The organism is Alphaproteobacteria bacterium (assembly GCA_026400645.1).
GTDB lineage: Bacteria > Pseudomonadota > Alphaproteobacteria > Paracaedibacterales > CAIULA01 > JAPLOP01.
Window position 1 is genome coordinate 14625 of the sequence record JAPLOP010000025.1, and the last position, 21638, is coordinate 36262.

The 21638-nt window shown below is 44.7% G+C and carries 22 protein-coding genes, 1 tRNA gene, 1 other RNA gene and 1 pseudogene; 17 read left to right on the forward strand and 8 right to left on the reverse strand.

The window, feature by feature from the left end; translation table 11 throughout:
* The first annotated feature begins 42 nt into the window (after positions 1-42).
* The 6 genes from NTX76_03770 to NTX76_03795 all read left to right on the forward strand — a co-directional run bounded on the left by NTX76_03770 (position 43) and on the right by NTX76_03795 (position 6058).
* Positions 43-624: a hypothetical protein gene (locus NTX76_03770; protein MCX7338385.1), complete on the forward strand. Its 582-nt coding sequence runs from the start codon at positions 43-45 to the stop codon at positions 622-624.
* Positions 625-800: 176 nt separating this feature from the next.
* A complete protein-coding gene (locus NTX76_03775; GenBank protein MCX7338386.1) occupies positions 801-1697 on the forward strand; it encodes a hypothetical protein in 897 nt (298 codons plus the stop codon).
* Between the two features lie 132 nt (positions 1698-1829).
* Positions 1830-3635: a M3 family oligoendopeptidase gene (locus NTX76_03780; GenBank protein ID MCX7338387.1), complete on the forward strand. Its 1806-nt coding sequence runs from the start codon at positions 1830-1832 to the stop codon at positions 3633-3635.
* Between the two features lie 102 nt (positions 3636-3737).
* Complete coding sequence (locus NTX76_03785) at positions 3738-4067, forward strand: STAS domain-containing protein (protein MCX7338388.1); 330 nt, start codon at positions 3738-3740, stop codon at positions 4065-4067.
* Entirely contained in the window at positions 4057-5043 is a 987-nt protein-coding gene (locus NTX76_03790) for a hypothetical protein (protein ID MCX7338389.1), read from the forward strand. Before NTX76_03785 ends, NTX76_03790 begins: the two co-directional genes overlap by 11 nt.
* A 106-nt stretch (positions 5044-5149) precedes the next feature.
* Positions 5150-6058 carry a DUF1849 family protein gene (locus tag NTX76_03795; protein ID MCX7338390.1) on the forward strand — a complete coding sequence of 303 codons (909 nt, stop codon included), beginning with the start codon at positions 5150-5152 and terminating at the stop codon, positions 6056-6058.
* Between the two features lie 2 nt (positions 6059-6060).
* Here NTX76_03795 and NTX76_03800 read toward each other — a convergent pair whose 3' ends face one another.
* On the reverse strand, positions 6061-6582 hold the full coding sequence (locus tag NTX76_03800) for a phosphatase PAP2-related protein (protein MCX7338391.1): 522 nt from the start codon (positions 6580-6582) through the stop codon (positions 6061-6063).
* 494 nt (positions 6583-7076) lie between these two features.
* On the opposite strand from NTX76_03800, the gene dnaQ reads away from it, so the two are divergent.
* The 4 genes from dnaQ to NTX76_03820 all read left to right on the forward strand — a co-directional run bounded on the left by dnaQ (position 7077) and on the right by NTX76_03820 (position 10025).
* Positions 7077-7760, forward strand: a complete 684-nt coding sequence (dnaQ, locus tag NTX76_03805) for a DNA polymerase III subunit epsilon (GenBank protein MCX7338392.1) — start codon at positions 7077-7079, stop codon at positions 7758-7760.
* Positions 7761-7796: 36 nt separating this feature from the next.
* Positions 7797-8741 (forward strand): methyltransferase domain-containing protein, encoded by a 945-nt coding sequence (locus NTX76_03810; GenBank protein MCX7338393.1) that lies wholly within the window; start codon positions 7797-7799, stop codon positions 8739-8741.
* Positions 8742-8853: 112 nt separating this feature from the next.
* A complete protein-coding gene (rpmB, locus tag NTX76_03815) occupies positions 8854-9150 on the forward strand; it encodes a 50S ribosomal protein L28 (GenBank protein ID MCX7338394.1) in 297 nt (98 codons plus the stop codon).
* Between the two features lie 107 nt (positions 9151-9257).
* Positions 9258-10025: a queuosine precursor transporter gene (locus NTX76_03820; GenBank protein ID MCX7338395.1), complete on the forward strand. Its 768-nt coding sequence runs from the start codon at positions 9258-9260 to the stop codon at positions 10023-10025.
* Positions 10026-10114: 89 nt separating this feature from the next.
* On the opposite strand, the gene groL is transcribed toward NTX76_03820, so the two are convergent.
* Complete coding sequence (gene groL, locus NTX76_03825; protein MCX7338396.1) at positions 10115-11761, reverse strand: chaperonin GroEL; 1647 nt, start codon at positions 11759-11761, stop codon at positions 10115-10117.
* A 54-nt stretch (positions 11762-11815) separates the two neighbouring features.
* Positions 11816-12103 carry a co-chaperone GroES gene (gene groES / locus NTX76_03830; protein MCX7338397.1) on the reverse strand — a complete coding sequence of 96 codons (288 nt, stop codon included), beginning with the start codon at positions 12101-12103 and terminating at the stop codon, positions 11816-11818.
* Between the two features lie 176 nt (positions 12104-12279).
* Here groES and NTX76_03835 point away from each other — a divergent pair.
* Positions 12280-12365, forward strand: a tRNA-Leu gene (locus NTX76_03835).
* Between the two features lie 27 nt (positions 12366-12392).
* On the opposite strand, the pseudogene NTX76_03840 reads toward NTX76_03835, so the two are convergent.
* The 5 genes and pseudogenes from NTX76_03840 to NTX76_03860 form a co-directional block, all read right to left on the reverse strand.
* Positions 12393-13289, reverse strand: a pseudogene (locus tag NTX76_03840) (ribose-phosphate diphosphokinase).
* 154 nt (positions 13290-13443) lie between these two features.
* Positions 13444-14847 carry an NAD(P)(+) transhydrogenase (Re/Si-specific) subunit beta gene (locus NTX76_03845; protein MCX7338398.1) on the reverse strand — a complete coding sequence of 468 codons (1404 nt, stop codon included), beginning with the start codon at positions 14845-14847 and terminating at the stop codon, positions 13444-13446.
* 35 nt (positions 14848-14882) lie between these two features.
* Complete coding sequence (locus NTX76_03850) at positions 14883-15299, reverse strand: proton-translocating transhydrogenase family protein (GenBank protein MCX7338399.1); 417 nt, start codon at positions 15297-15299, stop codon at positions 14883-14885.
* Between the two features lie 6 nt (positions 15300-15305).
* Positions 15306-16430, reverse strand: coding sequence for a Re/Si-specific NAD(P)(+) transhydrogenase subunit alpha (locus NTX76_03855; GenBank protein MCX7338400.1), 1125 nt, complete (start codon positions 16428-16430; stop codon positions 15306-15308).
* 293 nt (positions 16431-16723) lie between these two features.
* Complete coding sequence (locus NTX76_03860) at positions 16724-16945, reverse strand: ribbon-helix-helix domain-containing protein (protein MCX7338401.1); 222 nt, start codon at positions 16943-16945, stop codon at positions 16724-16726.
* 180 nt (positions 16946-17125) lie between these two features.
* On the opposite strand from NTX76_03860, the gene NTX76_03865 reads away from it, so the two are divergent.
* The 6 genes from NTX76_03865 to NTX76_03890 all read left to right on the forward strand — a co-directional run bounded on the left by NTX76_03865 (position 17126) and on the right by NTX76_03890 (position 21619).
* The gene (locus NTX76_03865; GenBank protein MCX7338402.1) at positions 17126-17773 is read left to right on the forward strand and encodes a hypothetical protein; all 648 of its coding nucleotides are present in this window, start codon (positions 17126-17128) and stop codon (positions 17771-17773) included.
* A gap of 48 nt (positions 17774-17821) precedes the next feature.
* Positions 17822-17918, forward strand: an RNA gene (gene ffs / locus NTX76_03870) — signal recognition particle sRNA small type.
* 38 nt (positions 17919-17956) lie between these two features.
* On the forward strand, positions 17957-19600 hold the full coding sequence (dnaX, locus tag NTX76_03875) for a DNA polymerase III subunit gamma/tau (protein ID MCX7338403.1): 1644 nt from the start codon (positions 17957-17959) through the stop codon (positions 19598-19600).
* A 3-nt stretch (positions 19601-19603) separates the two neighbouring features.
* The gene (locus tag NTX76_03880; GenBank protein MCX7338404.1) at positions 19604-19927 is read left to right on the forward strand and encodes a YbaB/EbfC family nucleoid-associated protein; all 324 of its coding nucleotides are present in this window, start codon (positions 19604-19606) and stop codon (positions 19925-19927) included.
* 70 nt (positions 19928-19997) lie between these two features.
* Positions 19998-21266, forward strand: coding sequence for an MFS transporter (locus tag NTX76_03885; GenBank protein ID MCX7338405.1), 1269 nt, complete (start codon positions 19998-20000; stop codon positions 21264-21266).
* Positions 21267-21382: 116 nt separating this feature from the next.
* A complete protein-coding gene (locus NTX76_03890) occupies positions 21383-21619 on the forward strand; it encodes a hypothetical protein (GenBank protein ID MCX7338406.1) in 237 nt (78 codons plus the stop codon).
* Positions 21620-21638: the final 19 nt, after the last annotated feature.

Here is a 21638-nt window from a genome sequence, read left to right on the forward strand (position 1 = left end):
CTATAAGATGTCAATAGAAAATAATTAGCACGGAGAAATCTAATGAAATTTTTAAATAAAATTATAGTGTCTGTTGCGGCTATTGCTGCAATGACAGGAATGGACGTCAGGGCCGATGACGTAAAATTATCGGATGGGACGACGGTATCGGTTGAGTCTAAATACGTGAAAGAAGAAAAAAAAATGGACAAACTGAAAGACAAGAAAAAACTGCAGGCTCTCTGTAAGAATGATTGTACGGTCAAGGTTTGCGGAAAAAATCCATTAATGGCTGCATTTTGTGCTAAAAAATGCCCCTCTGATTCAATTGCAAAAAACTGTTTAGCAAAGGCAGCCGGCAAGGATGCCAAGGCAAAGGGCGGAAAAACAGAAAAAGCTGCTAAGGGTAAAGATGGCGCGTCTGATAAATTTGCTGCCAAAAAACCAACAGCAAAAGAAATCAAGGCTGCAAAGAAAAAAGCAGCAGCAGAAGCACTTGCTAAGCAGAAAGCCGAGGAGGCCGCCGCTAAACAGAAAGAGGATGAAGAAGCTGCCGCTAGCGCTTCCAACGATGATGATGGTGCTTCTGCTGATACTCAAACAGTTGATGATTCTGGTGCTGATTCATCCGACTCTGATTCTTGAGGCAAAAATTATTCAGAAAACTGTTCCCGATGATAGCAAGGCAGGACTTAAACATCCTGCCTTTTTTATGGTATCTTTGAAATTTCCCATTCCTTTTAAGGGTTTCTTAAGTTTTGTGCCGCATACTTTAATATGTAAACAGAAAACAATTGAAATGGAGACAAGGAATGAGATTCTTGAATAAAGTAATAATGGCCGCTGTGGTGCTTACAGCACTAACGGGCATGGAAACCAGGGCAGATGACACAAAGAAGGTATATATTATTGGCGGCCTCGAAAAAAATGCTCAGGGCAAAATAACTGACAGGGTAACGCCAGGATCCAAATATCTGAAAGTTCTTTCGGAATTTGAAAATAAAGCAATCGCTATTGTCAAGGCTAACAAGAATTATACTAAGGAATATACTCTCAATGGACCAAATGGAAAGAATCTTGGGGTCAATGCAAAAGCAGTAAAGAAAATATGTAACTCTAATTGTACGGGAACTAGGTGGACAACACGCGCAATGAATGCTTGTGGGAATGATCCAACTGGAATGGCAGTTTTGTGTGCCATATCCTGCCCAAGGTCAGAAATTAAAGAATGCTTAAGTAAGGGAAGTGTGGATGTTGATGCAGAGCGTGCAAAATATGGCATACCCACAGGAAAGCCCGACGATTGGACCCCTTATCACAAAGAGCAAGCGGATCTAGTTCACAAAAAGGCAACGGCGCATTTGGCAGGAACAGCAGGTAAAGTTGCCAGTAAGGCTGCTAATGCAAAGGTAAGCACAGATAAGGTTGTGGCGGATGGTAAGGCTGCAAAGGTTAAGAGGCTTGCTGATGAGGCTGCCGCTAAAAAGAAAGCTGCTGCTGCTAAAAAGAAAGCTGATGCAGAGGCTGCAAAGGCCGCAGCAGCCGCAGCTAAGCAAGCCGAGGAAGATGCAGCAGCCGCTGCAGCAGAGGAAGCTGCACCGGCAGATGATGCTGCTCCGGCAGAGGAGGAGGCGGTTCCGACAGACGATGCAGCCGCTACAGCTGATGATGCTGCTCCGGCAGAGGAAGCACCAGCCGAAGAGGTTGTGGTTGAATAGTCTTTCGTTGCTAACGAACGAAAAAAACGTTCTATCATTAAGGCAGAGTTTAAACGCTCTGCCTTTTTTGTTGTTCCGTATCAAATTGAAAATGGTATTATAGCTTGATACAACCAGCATGGATAAACAATAATGACAAAAAATAACGCAGCACTGGGCCAAATTGACCTTCCTGAATGGGATCTGTCGGACCTATATCAGTCTCTAAAAGATCCAAAAATTCAAAGCGATATGGACTATTGTGCCAAGGGTGCGGAATCATTCGCCCAAACATACGGTGGAATGTTTGTTGGTGATTTCATTCAGGCCTATGACCTTGCAAAGGCCATTCAAATTTATGAAAATCTGAGCGAGCTTTTGGGGCGACTGTCTAGCTTTGCCGGCCTGAATTATTATAAAAATTTAACGGATTCAGCAGCGCAGCAATTTTATCAAGAAACGTCTGAAAAAATCACAAAAATTAGCACGCATTTTATTTTTTTCACGCTGGATATCAATAAAATTCCCGATGAACCTTTGCAAAAAGCATTGGCTGAATCGACTGAATTAAAACGGTACGAACCTTGGATTCGACACATTCGAACTTTTAAAGCCCACCAGCTTTCATCGGAGGCCGAAAAGCTGTTCATGGAAAAAGCATTAACATCCAGCAGTGCTTGGAATCGTTTATATGACGAAACTTTAGCGAGCATGAAATTCATCATAGATGGGCAAAGTTTGACCCTGTCCCATGTTACAGAAATGATGAGCCATAAGGATCCAAAAGTTCGACGTCAGGCTGCCATGGCTTTGTCGGATGGATTAAACCAAAACCTTTCCCTCTTGGCATTCATCACAAATACGTTAATAAAGGACAAGGAAACAGAGGATACCTGGCGTCAGTATTCATCCCCAACCAGCGAACGTCATTTGGCCAATCAGGTGGAGCCCGAGGTTGTGGAGGCGTTAGTATCCGCCGTCAAAAGTCAGTATCCGAATTTGTCACATCGGTATTATGCGCTGAAAGCAAAAATGCTGGGTCAGCCCACATTACAGTACTGGGACCGAAATGCGCCATTGCCCGATGTCGCAGAATCGAAAACCAGCTGGCTACAAGCGCGTCAGATTGTGCTGCAAGCATACGAACAATTCAGCCCCAAAATGGCCGAGATTGGCCGCCCGTTCTTTGACAATCATTGGATTGACGTTCCAACGTTAGACGGCAAAACATCCGGTGCATTTTCGCATCCAACAGTCCCGTCTGTGCATCCCTATATCCTGCTCAATTACCAGGGGAATTTGCGCGATGTAACAACGTTGGCGCATGAATTGGGGCATGGCATCCACCAAGTGTTGGCAGCAAAGCAGGGGCACCTGTTGTCACAGACGCCATTGACATTGGCCGAAACGGCATCCGTGTTTGGGGAGATGCTGACGTTCAAATCGTTGCTGAAACAGTGCACGGACCCAGCCCAGCGTCGCCAGCTTTTGGCCAGCAAGATCGAGGATATGCTGAATACGGTTGTTCGCCAAATCGCGTTTTACGATTTTGAAAAACGCATCCATACTCAACGGAGGCAGGGGGAGTTAACGTCCGAAACATTGGGGGATATTTGGATTGAAACACAGCGGGAGGCATTAGGTGATGCTATCGTTTTGGATCCGCTGGTTCGTCCATACTGGGGATATATTTCGCATTTTATTCATTCGCCGTTTTATGTATATGCATATGCTTTTGGGGATTGTCTTGTGAATTCACTGTATGCGGTTTATGAAAAGCAACCGGATGGATTTGCTGAAAAATACGTTGATTTGTTGTCAGCTGGCGGTACAAAGCATTTTGCGGACCTTTTGGAACCATTCGGTTTGGATGCTCGCCACCCCAGTTTTTGGCAGCAAGGATTGACTATGATTGCGTCATTTATTGATGAGCTGGAGGCGATTGTTTCGGTTGGATAAACAGAAAATCGATTTATTATTGCATCGTTAACCAGATATTAACCATTTGGTCCCATAATTCTCTTTAGGCATCACGCACAAATAATTATAAAGAGGGTTAAAATGTTTTATCAAGTAAACGATCATGTCAGTAATCTCGGTCAACAAACGGAAATTACTTTAAATGGTCGGTTAACGCATGCAGACTATCCAGTATTCCATAAAATCACCAATGACTTGGGAAAGACAGAAAAGCAAACATGCGTTTTTAATTTATCCCGGTTAGATTTTATTGATTCCGCTGGTGTTGGAATGCTATTGCTGGCACAAGATAAAGTCCAAGAAGGAAACGGCAAAGTCATCGTTCGTGGTGTCCATAGTCAAGTCAAAAAAATGATTGAACTGGGGCATTTTGAAAATTATCTAACCATCGAAAATCGTGATGATGCTTAGGTTTGCAAGGGGATGTGGACTGGGACTGGTTGTTGCTTGTCTGGTTTCCCTGGCCCACGCATCCACCCTTATTTTTGATTTGATCCCCAGCGATATATCCAAAATGGGCAAGATTCACGATGATCCCAACAATTTTCGGACAACGTGGGATGATGATCGAAAGGGGAGTCAGGGTATTAACCGAACGGGCCTGGCTGACCTTAAGATTTCCGGAAGCGCCCAGTTTTCTGCCAGTCAACTTAAACACATGCTGAATCGGTTGCAGCAAAAAGATGTCATTCTGGTTGATCTGCGGCAGGAACATCATTTTTTTCTTAATGGCTTGTCTGTTTGCCAATACAGCCCCTATTTCAACGCAACCTGGGGAAAAACGTCTGATGAAACTAAATGGGAAGAAGAAAAAGTTGCCGGACTTTTGCGCAATGGGCAAAATCTGAATGTCGGACTTGTTACTAAACGTGGGGAAAACGATACGATTCAAGCCGCGATTCAGGAATGGCTGACACCCAACACTGTGCAGATAGAATCGAAGCTTGCCGCCCAATCTGGAGTCGGTTCTGTTCGTTTTGCGATCGCGGATGATCAGCGCCCATCGGATGTTATTGTGGATGAATTTCTGGCCTTTATGAAAACTGTTCCGTCAACGACCTGGCTCCATTTTCATTGTCGCGGAGGAAGAGGTCGTACCACTCAATTCATGGTTATGACCGATATTCTTAAAAATGGAACAAGGATTAGCCTGAATGATATCCTCAATCGCCAATGGGCAATTGGGGGCAATGATCTTGTGCACTTAAGTCCGCGCGCATTGAAAGATCCCTTCCTTAAAGAAAAGGCGACAGAGCGATTGAAATTCATTCAGCATTTTTATGAGTATGTCAAATCTGGGGATGGGTTGGGACATCAATCCTGGAGCACTTGGGTGGTGGCGCATCCGATTTTGAAAGGTGAAGGGAATGGGTTTAGTCGTGATTAATTTGTGACACTCAAGCACAGATCATTTTTGATGACTTCTTAATTATCTTTAGTTTTTCTATTTAATTCTGTAGCATGCCCTATTCGTGCAGTATATTTTTATTCTAATGACAAAATTTCTCCCCATCCTTTGTTTGATCGCGTCTTTTTTCTTGTTAAAAAGCGCGCTTGCTGGTGCCCCCATCACTGCCTTAAAGCCCGGAATCACACCGGTCAACTTCAAGCAATCCGTGTCTTTCTCTCCTCCGAAAGGGGATGTGCAGATAAAAAAATGCGCCCCTGCATTGCAGCCTCATCGTGCGGAATATGAAATCACCCTGCATAAAAGCACTAACCCAGAAATTGCTGACGTCAAGGGGACGCTAACCGTCCAATTGGCAGACGTTGGTAATGGATGGACGTTTGAACAGCATTCCACCCTGCAAGTATATTCAAATGATGGGTCGGCGGAACAGTATATTACGACGATCGTATCCTGGGAATCAAAGGACGGCAGATACTATCGCTTTAATGTGCGTTCGTTACACAACGGGGTCGAGGAAGACTGCGTTCGCGGAAATGCTGCCCCCTCGACAACGGGAGAGGGTGTTATGCTAAACTATGAACAACCCACAATTATCAAAAAGACTTTGCCGGGTGGTGTTTTGTTCCCCATACAGCATTTGCAGCAGGCTTTGTTTGCAGCCGCATCGGGTCAGAATTCCCTGCCCAACAAGACTGTTTTTGATGGAAGCAGCGAAGCATTTGAGCCAGTAGAGGTCAACACGATTATCACGCCTGTGAATAATCTGAAACTGGTTGTGAATGACCCAAGGTTGCTGTGCACAGACAAGGCATGGTCATTGCAGATGGCCATTTTCCCCCAGAACAGTCAAAGCCCGGATCCTGAATATGAAATCAGTCAGATCATATTGCCATCCGGGATTATTGCGTCGATGGTCATGGAATACGGCGAGGGATTCAGTACACAGCTGACACTGAAAAAGGTTGATGTTTTTTCACCGGCGCAAAACTGATTTTACCTCGCAAAAAATCGATCTATCCTGGGTGACAGACGCCCCGCAATTAAAAATGATGTTACGGCAGCGAAACATCCTGCAATGATATCGGCAGTGTAATGTGCCCGTATGGTCAGCATAAAAATTGCCATGGTCAGGACGAAAAAAACTGAAAAGTATGTGATCGTTTTGGAGAAATTCCTTTTGGCGATTGCTAGGGCTGCAAGGGCTGTAATTCCAACGTGACTCGAGAAAAAGAAATCGGTGGCGACATCGTATGTCTCGGTCAGTGACGGAAAACCGGGATAATGCCAGATCAAACCCTGGGGGATTGGAAAGCTGATCAGGGCCTGGGCAATTTGTCGCATGAGCGTCAAGATAATCAGGGCTAGGAATGGGCGCATTGTTTTGCCAAATAAACCCCAAAGAACAAGGCCAATGGTGATAATGTCCATACAAACAGAGCTTAGAATAAGCAGGGAATTTGTTATTTGTTCATGCGCTAAAAGGAAATGATTAAACGGCTCAAGCCATTTATGCATCAGATCAAAAATACCCTTTGATTCTGTACTTTTATGAAATACTTCCAGTAAGGCTTGACTGTATCGCCATGCAACAAGGCCCAGTGTTGCGAATGCTAATTTTCCGGCAATAGGTACATATGCTAATAATGTGCAGGGGGGGTGAGAAAATTTTGCTTGTCATTTTTTTCCAATATATAACGGGGTTAATTTATTTTGGGTGCAATTATGATCTTGCACCCAAAATCTTAATATATTACTAATGGGCGTTATAAATTGTCCTGATAAAGCCAAATTGTTATGTCATGCTGCGTTGGGCTGTGTGGTGTATGCCCACTTCAGATGATTTTCCACATTTTGTCATCCTCGGGCTTGACCCGAGGATCTGTGTGTTTTGCTCAGGAGATCCTCGGATCAAGTCCGAGGATGACAATGGGGTTGTGTGGGGAAAATAATCTGGAGTGAGCGCACATGGCGTACGTCGGCTTAATTTAAATTAGGGGAGGGTTGTATTCATGCGTGAAATTATTCTTGATACGGAAACAACGGGTCTTAGCCCCAATGATGGACACAGGATTATTGAAATCGGCTGTGTGGAGTTATTCAATTGCGTTCCAACCGGCCGAACGTTTCAGTGTTACATTAATCCAGAACGCGATGTTCCACCGCAATCGACAGCCATTACGGGGCTTACGACCGAATTTTTAAAACCATTCCCTGTTTTCTCAAAAGTTGTTGATGATTTTTTGGACTTTATTCAGGATGATCAATTGGTCATTCACAACGCCAAGTTTGACTTAACTTTTTTGAATTTTGAGTTGTCACGCCTAGGGTTGGCTGTATTGCCGCAAAGTCGTGCTGTCGATACGCTGTTGATCGCCCGGCAGAAATTTCCCGGTTCGCCAGCCAGCTTGGATGCGTTATGTAAACGATTTAATGTTGATTTGGGAAAGCGGAACAAGCACGGGGCGTTGTTAGACTCCGAATTATTGGCAATTGTCTATCTGGAGCTTTTGGGTGGGCGTCAGCGTACGTTGGCCATGGAATCGTCCAGGGATGGCCCGGCGGCGGAAACCGTGGAGATTGGCACAAAACACGTAAAACGTGCGGCACGTATATTTGAAATTTTTGATGAAGAGGCTAAGGCGCACAAGGAATTCTTGGGGCAGATCAAAAACCCGCTATGGAGCCAATATTAGGTAAATTAAATTCACAGTTAATTAAGGAAAAAATATATGAAAAAATTATCGCCTGCTGCAGTCCTTTTTATGACGGCGCTATCGGCTTGTGCTGCCAGCCAAGACGAACATCTTTTGACGCATGATAACCTAAGGCAGGATTTTGATTTATCTGTTTATCAAAAAAATCTTGAAAGAAAACCCAACTTAACGTTTTCTTTGGATGTGGAAATGGACCTTTTAAAGGAGCTTGGTGAATTTGACCTTGGGCGGTTTTTATTGAAAAACAAGGGTCTGAATGGATATTGGACTGCCTATATTATTCTGCACGGCCCCCTGGAAATCAACTTAACCCCTTTGGAGACTTGGTTTTTACATAAGGCACCCACGGTCAGGGCAACACAGGAACGTTTCGGAATTTTTAAGCAGCAACTTTCGAAGTACCTGAAAAGCGAAATCATACTAGCATCCGTTCCCTGTGGGTTGATGGATGATTTGTTGGGGCTGGATTACGCACAGTGTGAAGACGTCAAGCTTGTGGGGATTGATTTGGATGGTGAATCTTTGCAGTTCGCACAAAAAAATGCCCAGGCACACGGAATCAATGCTGTTGAATTTATCAAGAGAGACGCATGGAATTTAGGGGTCAACGCGGAATACGATGTGCTGACAAGCAACGGTCTTAACATTTATCAGCCCAATGATGAAAAGGTCGTTGCGCTTTATGGGGAGTTTTACAAGGCGCTTAAGGCGGGCGGTATATTTATCACCAGTTTTCTGACGCCGCCCCCGGTTTTATCGGCTGAATCGCCATGGAACAATTATGATCCAAGTGATGTGTTGAAGCAAAAGGCTATATTTGGCGATATCATTCAGGTGGGCTGGCAAGCTTTCAGAAGCGAATCAAAAACCAGGGATCAGCTTGCGCAGGCAGGGTTTACGGTTCTTGATGTCCTGTATGATTCCCAGGGGATGTTTCCAACGGTTGTGGCGCGGAAGTAGGGGCAGAAATTACGCAAGTTAAGTTTTTTCGTTAGAATGTTGTTGTCGCGATTGACTTTGTGGCCATTTTTTGCTATTAATCAGTATCTTATATATGAATAAAGGTTTTATAATGGCAAGACGTTGTGTAATTACGGGCAAAGGCGTTCAATCAGGTAATAATGTTAGTCACGCAAACAATAAAACGCGTCGTCGTTTTCTTCCAAATTTGCAAGAAATATCCTTGATGAGTGAATCTCTTGGCAGGATGGTTCGTTTGCGGTTGACAACCAGCGGTATTCGCACCATTGAATTCCATGGCGGTTTGGATTCATTTCTTGTGAGGACTCCTGCTGCAAAGCTGGACCTAAAGATCGCTACATTGAAAAAAACCATCATGGAAAGAATTGCGGCAAAATCTGCTTCCTAGTGAGCGATTAGTTGTTTTACGGCACAAGTTTTTGCTTGTGCCTTTTTTCTTGCCTGGTAATTGATGGATGGGCTTCCAAGCCTGCTAGATGGTTGAATTGAACGTCTATGGATATTTTCGTTTCCACCATTGTTTGTTTCCTTGGTCAATTCTCGCCTGAGTTTTTGTCGTTACTGACCTTTCTTGTTTGCGGTGTCGTTCTGCTATTCTTTGTCCGGTACTTTGGCGCACCCGGATTATATGTTTATAACTCAATCGCTATTGTTGTTGCAAACATACAGGTATTGCGCCTGGCAAAATTTAGTTTTTCCCCAGAACCCATGGCGCTTGGTACGGTTGTTTTTGCCACAACATTTTTGGCTTCGGATATCCTGGCAGAACATTATGGAGCAAAAGCCGCCAGGCAAGCGCTTGCGTTAAGCTTTTTATCCCAGATTTTCGTAACTACGTTGATGATTCTGACGTTGGGGCATCCATCCCTTGATGATCCTTTGTCAAGCAATCCGATCTCGGTTGACCGGGCGATGACCACGCTTTTTGTGCCGTCCCTGCGTTTCCTGTGGGCAAGTCTGATTGCCTATGCGATCAGTCAATTGTTTGATATTTGGCTATTTCAAAAAATCAGAGAATTAAGCCAAAGCCGTTTTTTATGGCTCAGGCAAAACGTTTCAACGCTGCTGTCGGGATTGTTGGATAATTTTATTTTTAGCATAATCGCATGGGTTATCCTGAATCCAACGCCAATTGATTATTACACCCTAATGGTTAGCTATGTGTTCGGGTCTTATTTGTTGCGCTTTCTTGTTAACCTTGGCGGTACACCAGTTATGTACTTAAGTTATTATATGCACAGTAAGCAGACACTTACTCATTAGGCCTAGGGTATGTGGAATCCTGGAAGGCGCGTGGCCATCCAGGAAACTCACCAATCATTTGAAACGGGTATATGTCGAATTCAGATTAATTAATAATCCATTCCGCCCATACCACCCATGCCGCCGCCCATACCACCGGCTGAGGCGGACTTTGGTTCTGGCTTCTCGGCAATCATGGCTTCGGTTGTAATCAACAAGCTGGCAATGGATGCCGCATCTTGTAATGCATACCGAACGACTTTGGTTGGGTCGATAATGCCGCTTTTTAGCAAATCAACGTATGTGTTGCTTTGTGCGTCATATCCATAATTATAGTCACTGCTGTCGGTAATTTTACCCACAACGATTGACCCATCGGCCCCTGCATTGATGGCAATCTGACGACATGGAACTGTCAGAGCTTGGCGAACAATGCGAATACCGACTTCTTGATCTCCATTGGCGCCTTTTAAGTTCTCCAATACTTTCAAGCTCCGAACCAAAGCAACACCACCACCGGGAACGATTCCTTCTTCGATTGCTGCGCGTGTTGCATGCATTGCATCTTCTACGCGGTCTTTGCGTTCTTTGACTTCTAATTCAGTTGCACCACCAACGCGAATAACAGCAACACCGCCGCTGAGTTTAGCCAGGCGTTCTTGCAATTTTTCACGATCGTAATCAGATGTAGTGTCCTCGACTTGTGCACGAATTTGGTTGCAACGGGCTGCGATTGATTCTTTGTTGCCAGCGCCATCAACAAGCGTTGTGTCGTCTTTTGTAATGACAACCTTGCGTGCTGTTCCCAACATGTCAATCGTAACATTTTCCAGCTTTAGGCCAACGTCATCGGAAATAACCTGACCACTGGTCAAAACGGCTAAATCTTCTAACATGGCTTTGCGACGATCACCAAAACCAGGTGCCTTTACTGCAGCAACTTTCAAGCCACCACGAAGCTTGTTCACAACAAGGGTTGCCAATGCTTCGCCTTCGACATCTTCGGCGATAATCAACAATGGACGACCAGACTGAACAACGCTTTCCAAAACAGGTAACATCGCTTGCAGGCCGGACAATTTTTTCTCGTGGATCAAAATGTACGGATTTTCCAATTCGCAATTCATTTTTTCAGAATTGGTCACAAAGTAAGGTGAGATATATCCGCGATCGAATTGCATCCCCTCAACAACATCCAATTCGGTCTGGAAAGATTTGGCTTCTTCGATTGTGATGACGCCTTCTTTGCCGACTTTTTGAACAGCCTTTGCCAACATTTCACCAATTTCGCGTTCGCCGTTTGCCGATACTGTGGCAACCTGGGCGATTTCTTCGTTGGTTGAAACTTTCTTGGACCGTGTTTTGAGATCGCTGATCACGGCTTCAACAGCCATGTCGATACCGCGCTTTAGATCCATTGGGTTCATGCCAGCGGCGACTGCTTTGATTCCTTCGCGAACGATAGCCTGTGCCAAAACGGTTGCTGTTGTTGTTCCGTCCCCAGCCAAATCCGATGTCTTGCTGGCAACTTCACGAAGCATCTGTGCGCCCATATTTTCGAATCTGTCGGACAGTTCGATTTCTTTTGCAACAGAAACACCATCTTTTGTAATGCGTGGAGCCCCAAAGGATTTTTCGATCACAACATTACGACCCTTTGGTCCCAATGTTACTTTTACAGCGTCAGCCAATATATCAACACCGCGCAACATTTTGTCGCGAGCATCTGTTGAAAAGCGTACTTCTTTTGCACCCATAGTATAAATTCCTTTTTTTAATTCTATATTGAGTAATAATGTTCGGTTTATTGATTAACCGATTATGCCCATAACATCAGATTCTTTCATAACAAGATAATCTGCGCCTTCGATTTTGACTTCGGTTCCGGACCATTTGCCAAACAAAATTCTGTCGCCGGCTTTGACTTCTAATGGGACGATATTTCCGGCTTCGTTGCGTGCGCCATTACCGACTGCTACAACATCCCCTTCGATGGGTTTTTCTTTGGCAGTATCAGGGATAATAATCCCGCCTGCTGTTTTTTCTTCGGATTCGGTACGTTTGACAAGTACACGATCGTGCAGAGGTCTAAATTTCATGGAATTCTCCTTTTTGATATTTTAGTTTTGCGATTGCTTTTCTGATCGCTTGACCGATTGTAAGCACTCTCGGTTGCTGAGTGCTAATTTAAAATGAGAACCCTTTTCTGTCAAGCTGATTCTTGCAAAATTTTTTATTGACGTCACATTCGTAAATGGTGTTATATAAACCCAGTGCCCTTGTGGCGGAATGGTAGACGCGGTAGACTCAAAATCTATTATTCGTGAGGATGTGGGAGTTCGAGTCTCCCCGAGGGCACCAATTCATTCCGTTTTTTCTTAAAGCGATATCCTGCGAAATTCTGCGTATAGCATCAGCAAGAATCCCCCCCGTGCTTAAGATACGTACAATCGAAAGATTTTTCGGTATACAAATCGTATCGGTTACCGTCAGTCGCCCGATGGGCATTTTATCCAGAACATAGGTTGCGCCCGGACTTAGAACTGCATGCGTGATATAGGCATCAACGGAACACGCCCCAGCCCCCATCAACGTGACCGCTGCCTGATATAGAGTTTCTCCTGATGCAATAATATCATCCACAATTACGCATTTTTCCCCCCGAACATCACCCATGATGGAATGAGTGTGAATCGCACCATCATCAGCGCGACATTTATCAATTACGGCCACTGTTTGGCCCAGGCTTTTGGCAATATACCGAACGCGTTCTGCTCCGCCCTTATCAGGGGAAACGATCACGATTGGATCGGCACCATATGTAGCTTGCATATCTTGGATAAACAAAGATGACGCTGTCAAATGGTCCACAGGTATTTCAAAAAACCCCTGAAGGTGAGGGGAATGAAGATCCATCAGAATCGCGCGGTCCGCCCCAGCGGCCGTCACCAGGTTCGCCACCAATTGGGCGGTAATGGGGGATACCGGGCTTGATTGCCGATCCTGACGCCCATATCCATAATAGGGAATAACTGCTGTAATGCGGCGTGCTGACCCGCGTTTTAGTGCATCAACAATAATCAACAGCTCCATCAGATGATCATTGGCCGGGGATGACGTTGATTGAATAACAAAAACATCATCGCCCTGGACGGATTCATTGATCGTGACAAAAATTTCATCATCACCAAAGCGCTTGATTGTTATGGGCACCAAGGGGGCACCCAATTGCTGTGCGATCTTTTGTGCAAGTTCAGGGTTGCTGCGACCGGCGATAATTTTCATCAATTTCATGTCTCAAGGGCAATCACTGCTACTTGACTACCAAAATGCGCGTCTTGACGCAATGTCTTTCGGCGAAATCTGAAAAATCGATCCTTATCAGCCGGGGAAAATTACAGCGGGTCCTGTTTGATGTCGTTTCTATATCGACTTTGTATTAATGATCCTTAAGAGCTTTTAAAATCTCTTCACACACTTTCTTTGCGTCGCCCAATACCATAAGGGTATTATCTGCATAGAAAAGTTCATTATCAACGCCGGCATATCCGGGTGCCAAAGATCGTTTTACAAACAAAACGGTTCGTGCCTTTTCAACATCCAGAATGGGCATTCCGTAAATTGGGGACGCAGTATCCGTTTTTGCCGCTGGGTTTGTGATATCGTTGGCCCCAATGACAAAAGCGACATCGGTTGATGGAAAATCGGAATTGATATCGTCAAGTTCCAAAACCTCATCATACGAAACGTTGGCTTCGGCCAGCAAAACATTCATGTGTCCTGGCATGCGGCCCGCGACGGGATGGATTGCATACCGGACTTTGACACCCTTTGCTTTTAACGCGTCAGCCATGTCACGCAAGGCATGTTGGGCTTGGGCAACAGCCATACCGTATCCAGGGACAATAATGACTGAACCTGCGTTGGCCATCATGTAAGCTGCATCTTCGCCACTGCTGACTTTTGCTGGGCGATCACTTTCGTGGCTGTGACTTCTGTCCCCACCAGATTGATCTGTTCCAAACCCGCCCAAGATCACATTATAAATGGAACGATTCATCCCTTTACACATGATATAGCTAAGGATTGCCCCACTGGAACCAACCAAGGCACCTGTAATAATCAGCAAATTGTTGTGCATTGTAAAACCAATGCCTGATGCAGCCCATCCCGAATACGAATTCAGCATTGAAATCACGACCGGCATGTCGGCGCCACCGATTGGCAGGATCAAAAGAAAGCCTAGTGCAAAGGATAACACGGTCAAACACCAAAACGAGAATGCAGATCCGGTTATTGTAAATATGCCCAAAAGCAAAGCAATCGCGATTCCGAGGGAGGCATTTAACAGATGCTGTTTCTGGAAAACCAAGGGCTTTCCACTGATCAGACCTTGAAGCTTGCAAAAGGCGATAATGGATCCCGTAAAGGTAATCGCACCGATTGCGGACCCAAGGCCCATTTCAAGCAGGCTAATAAGGTTGATGTGTCCCCGTACCCCGATGTGAAACGTTTCCGGGGAATAAAAAGCTGCTGCCGCAACAAAAGTGGCCGCCAACCCAACCAAGCTGTGAAATCCTGCCACAAGCTGGGGCAGGGCGGTCATTTTGATGCGCTTGGCAATGACGGTTCCGATTCCACCACCAATAGCAATCGCAATGATGATCGAAACGTATTTGGAAACGCCCGATGAAACAAGGGTGGTTAAAATCGCTATAACCATTCCGAACACACCATAAAGGTTGCCATTCCGGGATGTTGCTGCGGATGATAACCCCCTTAGGGCCATGATAAAACAAACGGCTGATATTAAATATAAAAATGCAGAGAAGTGAATAGACATAAAGAATTTCCTTTTAAAGGTTGCTTTTTATTTGCTTATTTGGTTTTGGAAAACATTTGCAACATGCGTTGGGTTACAATAAAGCCACCAAAGATGTTAATAGAGGCAAGAACCACAGCCAGCAATCCAAAAACGTTCGATGTGCCATGGCCCGACAAAGCGGCTCCTCCGGCGGCAAATAAAGCACCAACGATAATCACGCTAGATATGGCATTGGTGACAGACATTAATGGGGAATGAAGGGCTGGCGTGACTTTCCAAACGACATAATATCCAACAAAACAAGCCAGGGCAAAAACGGTCAGCCCAATCACAAATGGATCAACGTTGACCACCTCTGAATGTTGAATCACGTCACGTACCATCGTTTCAAGCTCTTTAGCTTCGGCGCTGATTTGTCTGGAGGATTGAAAAATTTTTGATGTTTGATCGAGTAGGCTTTGGGAATTCATAGAAAATTACTCCTTAAAGTTAGGGTGAACGATGGCACCTTGATGTGTTAGCGCTGTGCTTTTTATAATCTCATCGTCCCAATTGATGGTAATGGGTGCGGTATCATTTGGCTGAAGAATTTTAAAGAAATTCAACAAATTTCGTGCGTAAAGCTGGCTGGCGCTGTTGGCGACAAGGCTTGGCATATTAAAAGGGCCAACAATTTTGACATCGTGCTTGACGACCGTTTTTCCATGCTCGGCCCCAACGCAGTTGCCGCCCGTTTCCGTTGCCAGATCAATAATAATCGAATCGGGTTTCATGTTTTTCAGCATTTCATCTGTGATCAGGATTGGCGCTGGTTTGCCCGGAATTTGGGCCGTTGTAATAACGATGTCTTGGGTTTTGAGCGTGTCCAAAAGTTTTTGGGCCTGGGCCTTTTTATAGTCATCACCCATTTCACTGGCATATCCACCACTGCCATCGCCGGTTTCGGTTGAATCAACGGAAATGAATGTGGCACCAAGGCTTTCGACCTGTTCCTTGGCTGCCGTTCGAACGTCAAAGGCAGAAACAATTGCACCCAAACGCCGTGCTGTGGCGATGGCCTGCAACCCTGCAACCCCGGCACCCAGTACCAATACGCGGGCTGCTGGAACGGTGCCAGCGGCGGTCATCATCAATGGAAACGGGCGCCCGAACAGAAAGGCAGCCTTAACAACGGCTTTGTATCCTGAAAGGTTGCTTTGGGATGATAAAACATCCATGGTTTGTGCCCGTGTAATGCGTGGTAACAATTCCAAGCTAAACGAGGTTATTTTTTTCGTCGCTAGTTTTTTCAAAAGCGGCTTATTTTGATAGGGTTTTAGCATTCCAATAACAATGGAATTTTCCGGGATTTTCCCAATATCGCTTTCTGAAAGGGGCGAGACGGTCAGGAAAACATCTGCTTTGTCCAAAAGTTTGCTTTTTTCCTTTTCGGACACACATCCAGCGTTTTCATAATCCTCGTTTAAAAATCCAGATTCTTTACCCGCATTTTTTTCGATGTACACTTGGTGGCCGGATTCAATAAACTTTTTTGCCACGTCAGGGCTGAGGGCAACACGCCGTTCATGCGCCGCGGTTTCCTTTAGGACGACAATTTTCATAAGCCTTAATCACCTGCATTTTAATAAAACTAGTCTTATTATAGAGCTTTTTGAGCAGGAATAAAGGGGGGAATTAAAAAGCTTTGGGAGTGAACTGACAGAAAGAGTTGTTGGCTTGCCCTGAGCTCGACGTAAGAGTCGTATCAAAACAGCGCCCACCGTAGTTTTCCTTCGGCTTGACCGAAGGATCCAGCTGATAAAGATCGTTTTCTTTCTCTGGACCCTATGGTCAAGCCATAGGGAAGCTTGCTTTTATCTGGGTTTATTGACTTTTTACGTCGAACTCAGGTTATTTAGTCAAGGCCGTACTTCTCTTCGATCTCCTCAAGGGTATACGTTTTTTTCCCTGATTCTAAATACTCCTTATAGGCGGCCGCAGCCCATTCATGCTCTGCTTGGTCCTCCAAGAACTTTGTTAATGCTTTTTTGACATAATAACTTTTAGTGCGATTGGTTTGGGCTGCTAAACGATCCAGCTTTTCTTCTGTTGCTTTTGATAAACGGACAGAAAGCATGATGTACCACTCCTTTTCTTTGTTTCTATGTAGATTGTAACACATGTCATACAAAATTAAAAGCATACTTCCATAATGCGGTGCAGGGTGGTTGGTAAAAAATCGACATAATGTTAACATATAATTAACACATGCTCCCCAATTGATATATTCATTAGTAATTATGAAGTGGTTAGTATTATGATTCGTATTTTCATACTTATTCTTTTGTTATCTGTGCGCGGTAATTCTTATGCTGCTAGTAATTATACAGAACAGGACCAGATCCCCTTGTCGTTGGTTCCGCGTTTAACGATTCCGTTCAAGGTCTTTAGGGAGGGGCTTGCGGCAGAATTTACCCCAGATGAATTTGACTGTGATGACACGCGAACACCCAATGTTCGGATACAGTTAACAGGGAAACGAGTCACGCGGGAACGTCTCAGTCTTCCGAAGTTATCGACAGAAGATTTTGAAATCGCACTCAAAGCGCTTCAGGATGATTTTGTTTTTCAAATTGTCCTGTCTAATGATCATGAAACCTTAACATATGGCAGTGATGTTTTTGAGTGCCCTGTTAGCCAAGAGGAAAGTTTTTTTCATAAGCTATACTCCATCAACCAAAGATACATTACATCACACAAGGATGCTTTGTTTTTTCTGGATTTTGTTCACGAAAAGATTTGTGATTCCCATCCAGTTTTTTTTAAAAATAGAATTATCGACCTGAACGAAAGGAGGCAACAAACAAAGACGATGTTACTCCGATCCTTTGAAAGGCCGAACAGCGTTAGCAGTCATTTAGACTATTGTGAATGCGCCCAGTGTCTTGCTGAAAATCAAGAATAATTGTGATTTTTTATGGCAAGCATAAAGGGGCTCTGCTATAGTGCATTCGGAAGGTCGTTCTGGACAAGAAAGTCGCCAATCCGGTCAGATTCGGAAGGAAGCAGCCGTAACGATCCCTTTTTGGGTCAGAATCCGACCTTCCACCTGTTCATTCATCAATCAGCTCCGAAATGAACTCAATTTATGGTCTTAGTTTACCGAGTATTAGCGCGAAAATATCGCCCAAAGACCCTAGGGGACCTTGTCGGACAAGAGGTGCTGACAAAGGCGTTGGCCCAGGGGATAGAAAACGATCGCCTACCTCATGCCTTTTTATTGCATGGGATTCGCGGCGTTGGAAAGACCACGACGGCCCGAATTATTGCGCGCGCCCTTAATTGCATTGGCCAAGATGGAAAGGGCGGAATGACCGCCGATCCCTGTGGCGTTTGCGTATCATGCATCAGTATCAATGATGACCGCCATTTGGATGTCATCGAAATAGATGCCGCCAGCCGAACAAGCGTGGATGACATCCGTGAGATTATCGAATCTTGCCGATACAAAGCCGTCACGGGTCGATATAAAATATTCATCATTGACGAAGTGCACATGTTATCCAAAAGCGCGTTCAATGCGTTGCTTAAGACACTAGAGGAGCCCCCAGCCCACGTTAAATTTATTTTTGCCACCACCGAAATTCGAAAAATCCCCGATACGATTATTTCGCGGTGCATGCGATTTGATTTAAAACGAATCGAACCCCTGCAAATTATTCAGCATTTACAGGATATATCAACACGTGAAGGGTTTAAAATCGAACAAGAAGCCCTGGCGTCGTTGGCCAGAACCGCCGATGGATCGATGCGTGATGGATTGTCATTGTTGGATCAGGCGATTGCCTTGACAGTCGGCACAGGGTCCGATTTGATTTCTGCCACAACAGTTAAAACCATGTTGGGGCTTTGCGACAGGCAGGGATTATTTTCGCTGGTCCGTCATCTTTTCACTGGGGACGTCGACAATACGTTGAAAGAAGTGCGTCTGCTTGTTGGAAATGGGGGCGATCCCTCGGTGATTCTTCAGGATATTTTGGATATGCTGTATTGGTTGACCTGCTTGAAAAGCGTCCCTCAGCTGCAAAATGATCCAACCTGGCCAGAGGCTGACAGAACAGAAGGAGTGCAGATTGTGGCTCCGCTTGAAATGCCCACCCTCATTCGGGCGTGGCAATTGTTGCTCAAAGGATTGGAGGAGGTGAATTCGGCTCCCATTCCGGCCCAAGCGTTGGAAATGGTTTTGTTGAGGTTCTGTTACATGGCGGATATGCCGCCTTTGCAGTCTATTTTGGAGTCATTCAAAAAAAATCTGACTTCCGGTCATTCCACCCCCAGGGGGTCACAGGTGGCCGCTGCTCCTCCTGAAAAAATGGATACAGACCCCATAGTGTTGCCGCCCTCTCCGATTGCCCATCCAGTTGTTCCGTTGCCTGCTACCTTTGCGGATCTGATCAAAATGCTTGAATTGGCGCGGGAACCTTTATTGGTTGGTCACATTACACATGACTTGCATCTGATCGACTATAAACCCGGGGAGTTATCTATTTGTTTGGGGCCACAAGCACCAGCATCGTTCATCTCTCAGCTATCCCAGGTTCTAAAACAGCAAACCCAGCATGTGTGGAAAATCAATCTTGGTCAGAGCAAGGATCACAAGAATCTTGCTTTAACGTTGGCCGAACAAAAACAAGAACAAAAAAACGCTTTAAGTAACGAAGCATTAACCCATCCAGTGATATACTCTTTAAAGCAGTCCTTTCCTGGTTCAACCGTAACATTCATGGAGTAATATATGAAAAATCTTAATCAAATGCTTAAGCAAGCCCAAGAATTACAAGCAAAAATGGCTGACATGCAAAACAAGCTCAGCGAAGCCGAAATGATCGGGTTATCTGGGGGTGGCATGGTTAAAATCACCGTCAACGGAAAGGGTGAAATGAAGCATGTCAAAATCGATCCCGCCCTTATGGATTCCAAGGATAACGAGATTTTAGAAGATTTAATCATCGCGGCCTTTAATGATGCCAAGGCAAAAGTTGATTCCCATATGAGCGAAGAAATGGGCAAGGTGACCGGGGGATTGGCATTGCCAAAAGGATTCGAACTCCCTTTTTAAGGGGGGTACCTAATACCGCAGTTTCCTTGTCCGATCACCAATCTTCTTTTTAAGAAAAGAATCATAGAGAATGTCGAGCCAACCACAAAACCAAAAGGATTCCGCCCACAAATCATCGCATCCCAATGCTTTGCAGCCTATTCCGCGAGCCATTTGGATTTTGGGATTCATGATGTTTTCATTGAATCTTTCTTTTCTTATGGTTTATAGTTTTTCGGGAATTTATCTGAAAACGCTGTTGGGTGTCTCGACTACATGGATTGGCCTGCTCGAGGGGACAATAGAAGCCACATCCTTTCTTTTAAAACTATTGTCCGGCATATTTAGTGATTATCTAAGGCGTAGAAAACCCCTTTTGGTTTTGGGCTATGTATTATCCGCATTTAGCCGGCTCCTTTTGGGTTTGGCGTGTTCATTTGGGCTGGTTTTTGCTGCGCGTTTAATGGAGCGTATTGGCAATGGATTGCAATCCACACCAAGGGATGCCATGGTTGCTGACATTGCTCCGCCACGGCGAATTGGGGCGTCTTATGGATTAAAACGGAGCCTAGGTCAAGCGGGTGCCTTTCTAGGGGGGGCAGTCGGTATTTTGGCCATGTGGTGGACATCCAATGATTTCCAGCAAGTTTTTTGGCTAGCATCCATTCCGGCATTTATCGCGCTTTCAATCCTTATTTTTATGGTCAAGGAACCAAAGCGCTATGACCACCCTGCTGTGTCGGCCGAAATCCCCCTGCCTGTTCCCAAGAGTCGCCCAAAAATGCGGTGGTCAAATTTGCGATTACTGGGGCAATCATTTTGGTTGCTAATGGTTGTGAATGCGATTTTCATGCTATCGCGAATGAGTGAAACTTTTCTCATTCTCCATGCACACGGCAATTTCGGACTAAAAGTCACCTATGCCCCATTGGTTATGATGGTTTTTAATGCGGCATGGTGCGGGGTTTCTTATCCTGTTGGTGTTTTGGCTGATCGCATGAATCGATATTGGTTTCTGGCTATTGGAATTATTTTTATCGTATTGGCCGATATTGTTTTGGCAAGCGCATTATCCCTACCTGTTTTTTTTATTGGGGTGGCTTTGTGGGGGGTTCAATATGGCATTACACAGAATATTTTTCTTTCCCTTATTGTTGAGAGTGTCCCAGAAAACCTGAGGGGGACTGGCCTTGGTTGTTACTATATCATCCTGGCAACCTCTGCTTTTTTTGCCGATCTTGGTGCCGGGGCGATTTCTGAACATTATGGAGAGGCCTATGCATTTACGACTAGTGGAGTCATCGCGCTTTGTTCCTTGCTGACTCTTATGGTAATAATGGGATACAAAAAGAAAAAATAAGCAACGAAAGCATAAATACTGTTGACCATTTGAATAAACTGATTTAATTTATTCTCATAAGGCTTGGTGGTGAACTGAGTTTGTTTTTTTATTAATCACGTTTAGGAGTTATTATTATGTCAAAGTTAGCATTTGCATTCGCAGTAGTAGTAGCATTTTCCGCAGCACACGCAACAACTGAAGCAAAAAAAGATGTTGCTCCAGTAGCAGTTGTTCCAGCAACGACAACTCCAGTAGTAGTTGTTCCAACAACAGAAGCTAAAAAAGAAGAAGCTAAAAAAGACGAAAAAGCTGTTGTTGCAGTAGCAGTTGTTCCAGTAATGGAAGCTAAAAAAGAAGAAGCAAAGCACTAGTTTTCGCTTTTCTTAAGTT

Bases quoted from the DNA above. Each gene is read 5' to 3' on its own strand.
- NTX76_03770 (MCX7338385.1), top strand. From the start codon at position 43: ATGAAATTTTTAAATAAAATTATAGTGTCTGTTGCGGCTATTGCTGCA.
- NTX76_03780 (MCX7338387.1), top strand. From the start codon at position 1,830: ATGACAAAAAATAACGCAGCACTGGGCCAAATTGACCTTCCTGAATGG.
- NTX76_03785 (MCX7338388.1), top strand. From the start codon at position 3,738: ATGTTTTATCAAGTAAACGATCATGTCAGTAATCTCGGTCAACAAACG.
- NTX76_03790 (MCX7338389.1), top strand. From the start codon at position 4,057: ATGATGCTTAGGTTTGCAAGGGGATGTGGACTGGGACTGGTTGTTGCT.
- NTX76_03795 (MCX7338390.1), top strand. From the start codon at position 5,150: ATGACAAAATTTCTCCCCATCCTTTGTTTGATCGCGTCTTTTTTCTTG.
- NTX76_03800 (MCX7338391.1), bottom strand. From the start codon at position 6,582: ATGCATAAATGGCTTGAGCCGTTTAATCATTTCCTTTTAGCGCATGAA.
- dnaQ (MCX7338392.1), top strand. From the start codon at position 7,077: ATGCGTGAAATTATTCTTGATACGGAAACAACGGGTCTTAGCCCCAAT.
- NTX76_03810 (MCX7338393.1), top strand. From the start codon at position 7,797: ATGAAAAAATTATCGCCTGCTGCAGTCCTTTTTATGACGGCGCTATCG.
- rpmB (MCX7338394.1), top strand. From the start codon at position 8,854: ATGGCAAGACGTTGTGTAATTACGGGCAAAGGCGTTCAATCAGGTAAT.
- NTX76_03820 (MCX7338395.1), top strand. From the start codon at position 9,258: ATGGATATTTTCGTTTCCACCATTGTTTGTTTCCTTGGTCAATTCTCG.
- groL (MCX7338396.1), bottom strand. From the start codon at position 11,761: ATGGGTGCAAAAGAAGTACGCTTTTCAACAGATGCTCGCGACAAAATG.
- groES (MCX7338397.1), bottom strand. From the start codon at position 12,103: ATGAAATTTAGACCTCTGCACGATCGTGTACTTGTCAAACGTACCGAA.
- NTX76_03845 (MCX7338398.1), bottom strand. From the start codon at position 14,847: ATGTCTATTCACTTCTCTGCATTTTTATATTTAATATCAGCCGTTTGT.
- NTX76_03850 (MCX7338399.1), bottom strand. From the start codon at position 15,299: ATGAATTCCCAAAGCCTACTCGATCAAACATCAAAAATTTTTCAATCC.
- NTX76_03855 (MCX7338400.1), bottom strand. From the start codon at position 16,430: ATGAAAATTGTCGTCCTAAAGGAAACCGCGGCGCATGAACGGCGTGTT.
- NTX76_03860 (MCX7338401.1), bottom strand. From the start codon at position 16,945: ATGCTTTCTGTCCGTTTATCAAAAGCAACAGAAGAAAAGCTGGATCGT.
- NTX76_03865 (MCX7338402.1), top strand. From the start codon at position 17,126: ATGATTCGTATTTTCATACTTATTCTTTTGTTATCTGTGCGCGGTAAT.
- dnaX (MCX7338403.1), top strand. From the start codon at position 17,957: ATGGTCTTAGTTTACCGAGTATTAGCGCGAAAATATCGCCCAAAGACC.
- NTX76_03880 (MCX7338404.1), top strand. From the start codon at position 19,604: ATGAAAAATCTTAATCAAATGCTTAAGCAAGCCCAAGAATTACAAGCA.
- NTX76_03885 (MCX7338405.1), top strand. From the start codon at position 19,998: ATGTCGAGCCAACCACAAAACCAAAAGGATTCCGCCCACAAATCATCG.
- NTX76_03890 (MCX7338406.1), top strand. From the start codon at position 21,383: ATGTCAAAGTTAGCATTTGCATTCGCAGTAGTAGTAGCATTTTCCGCA.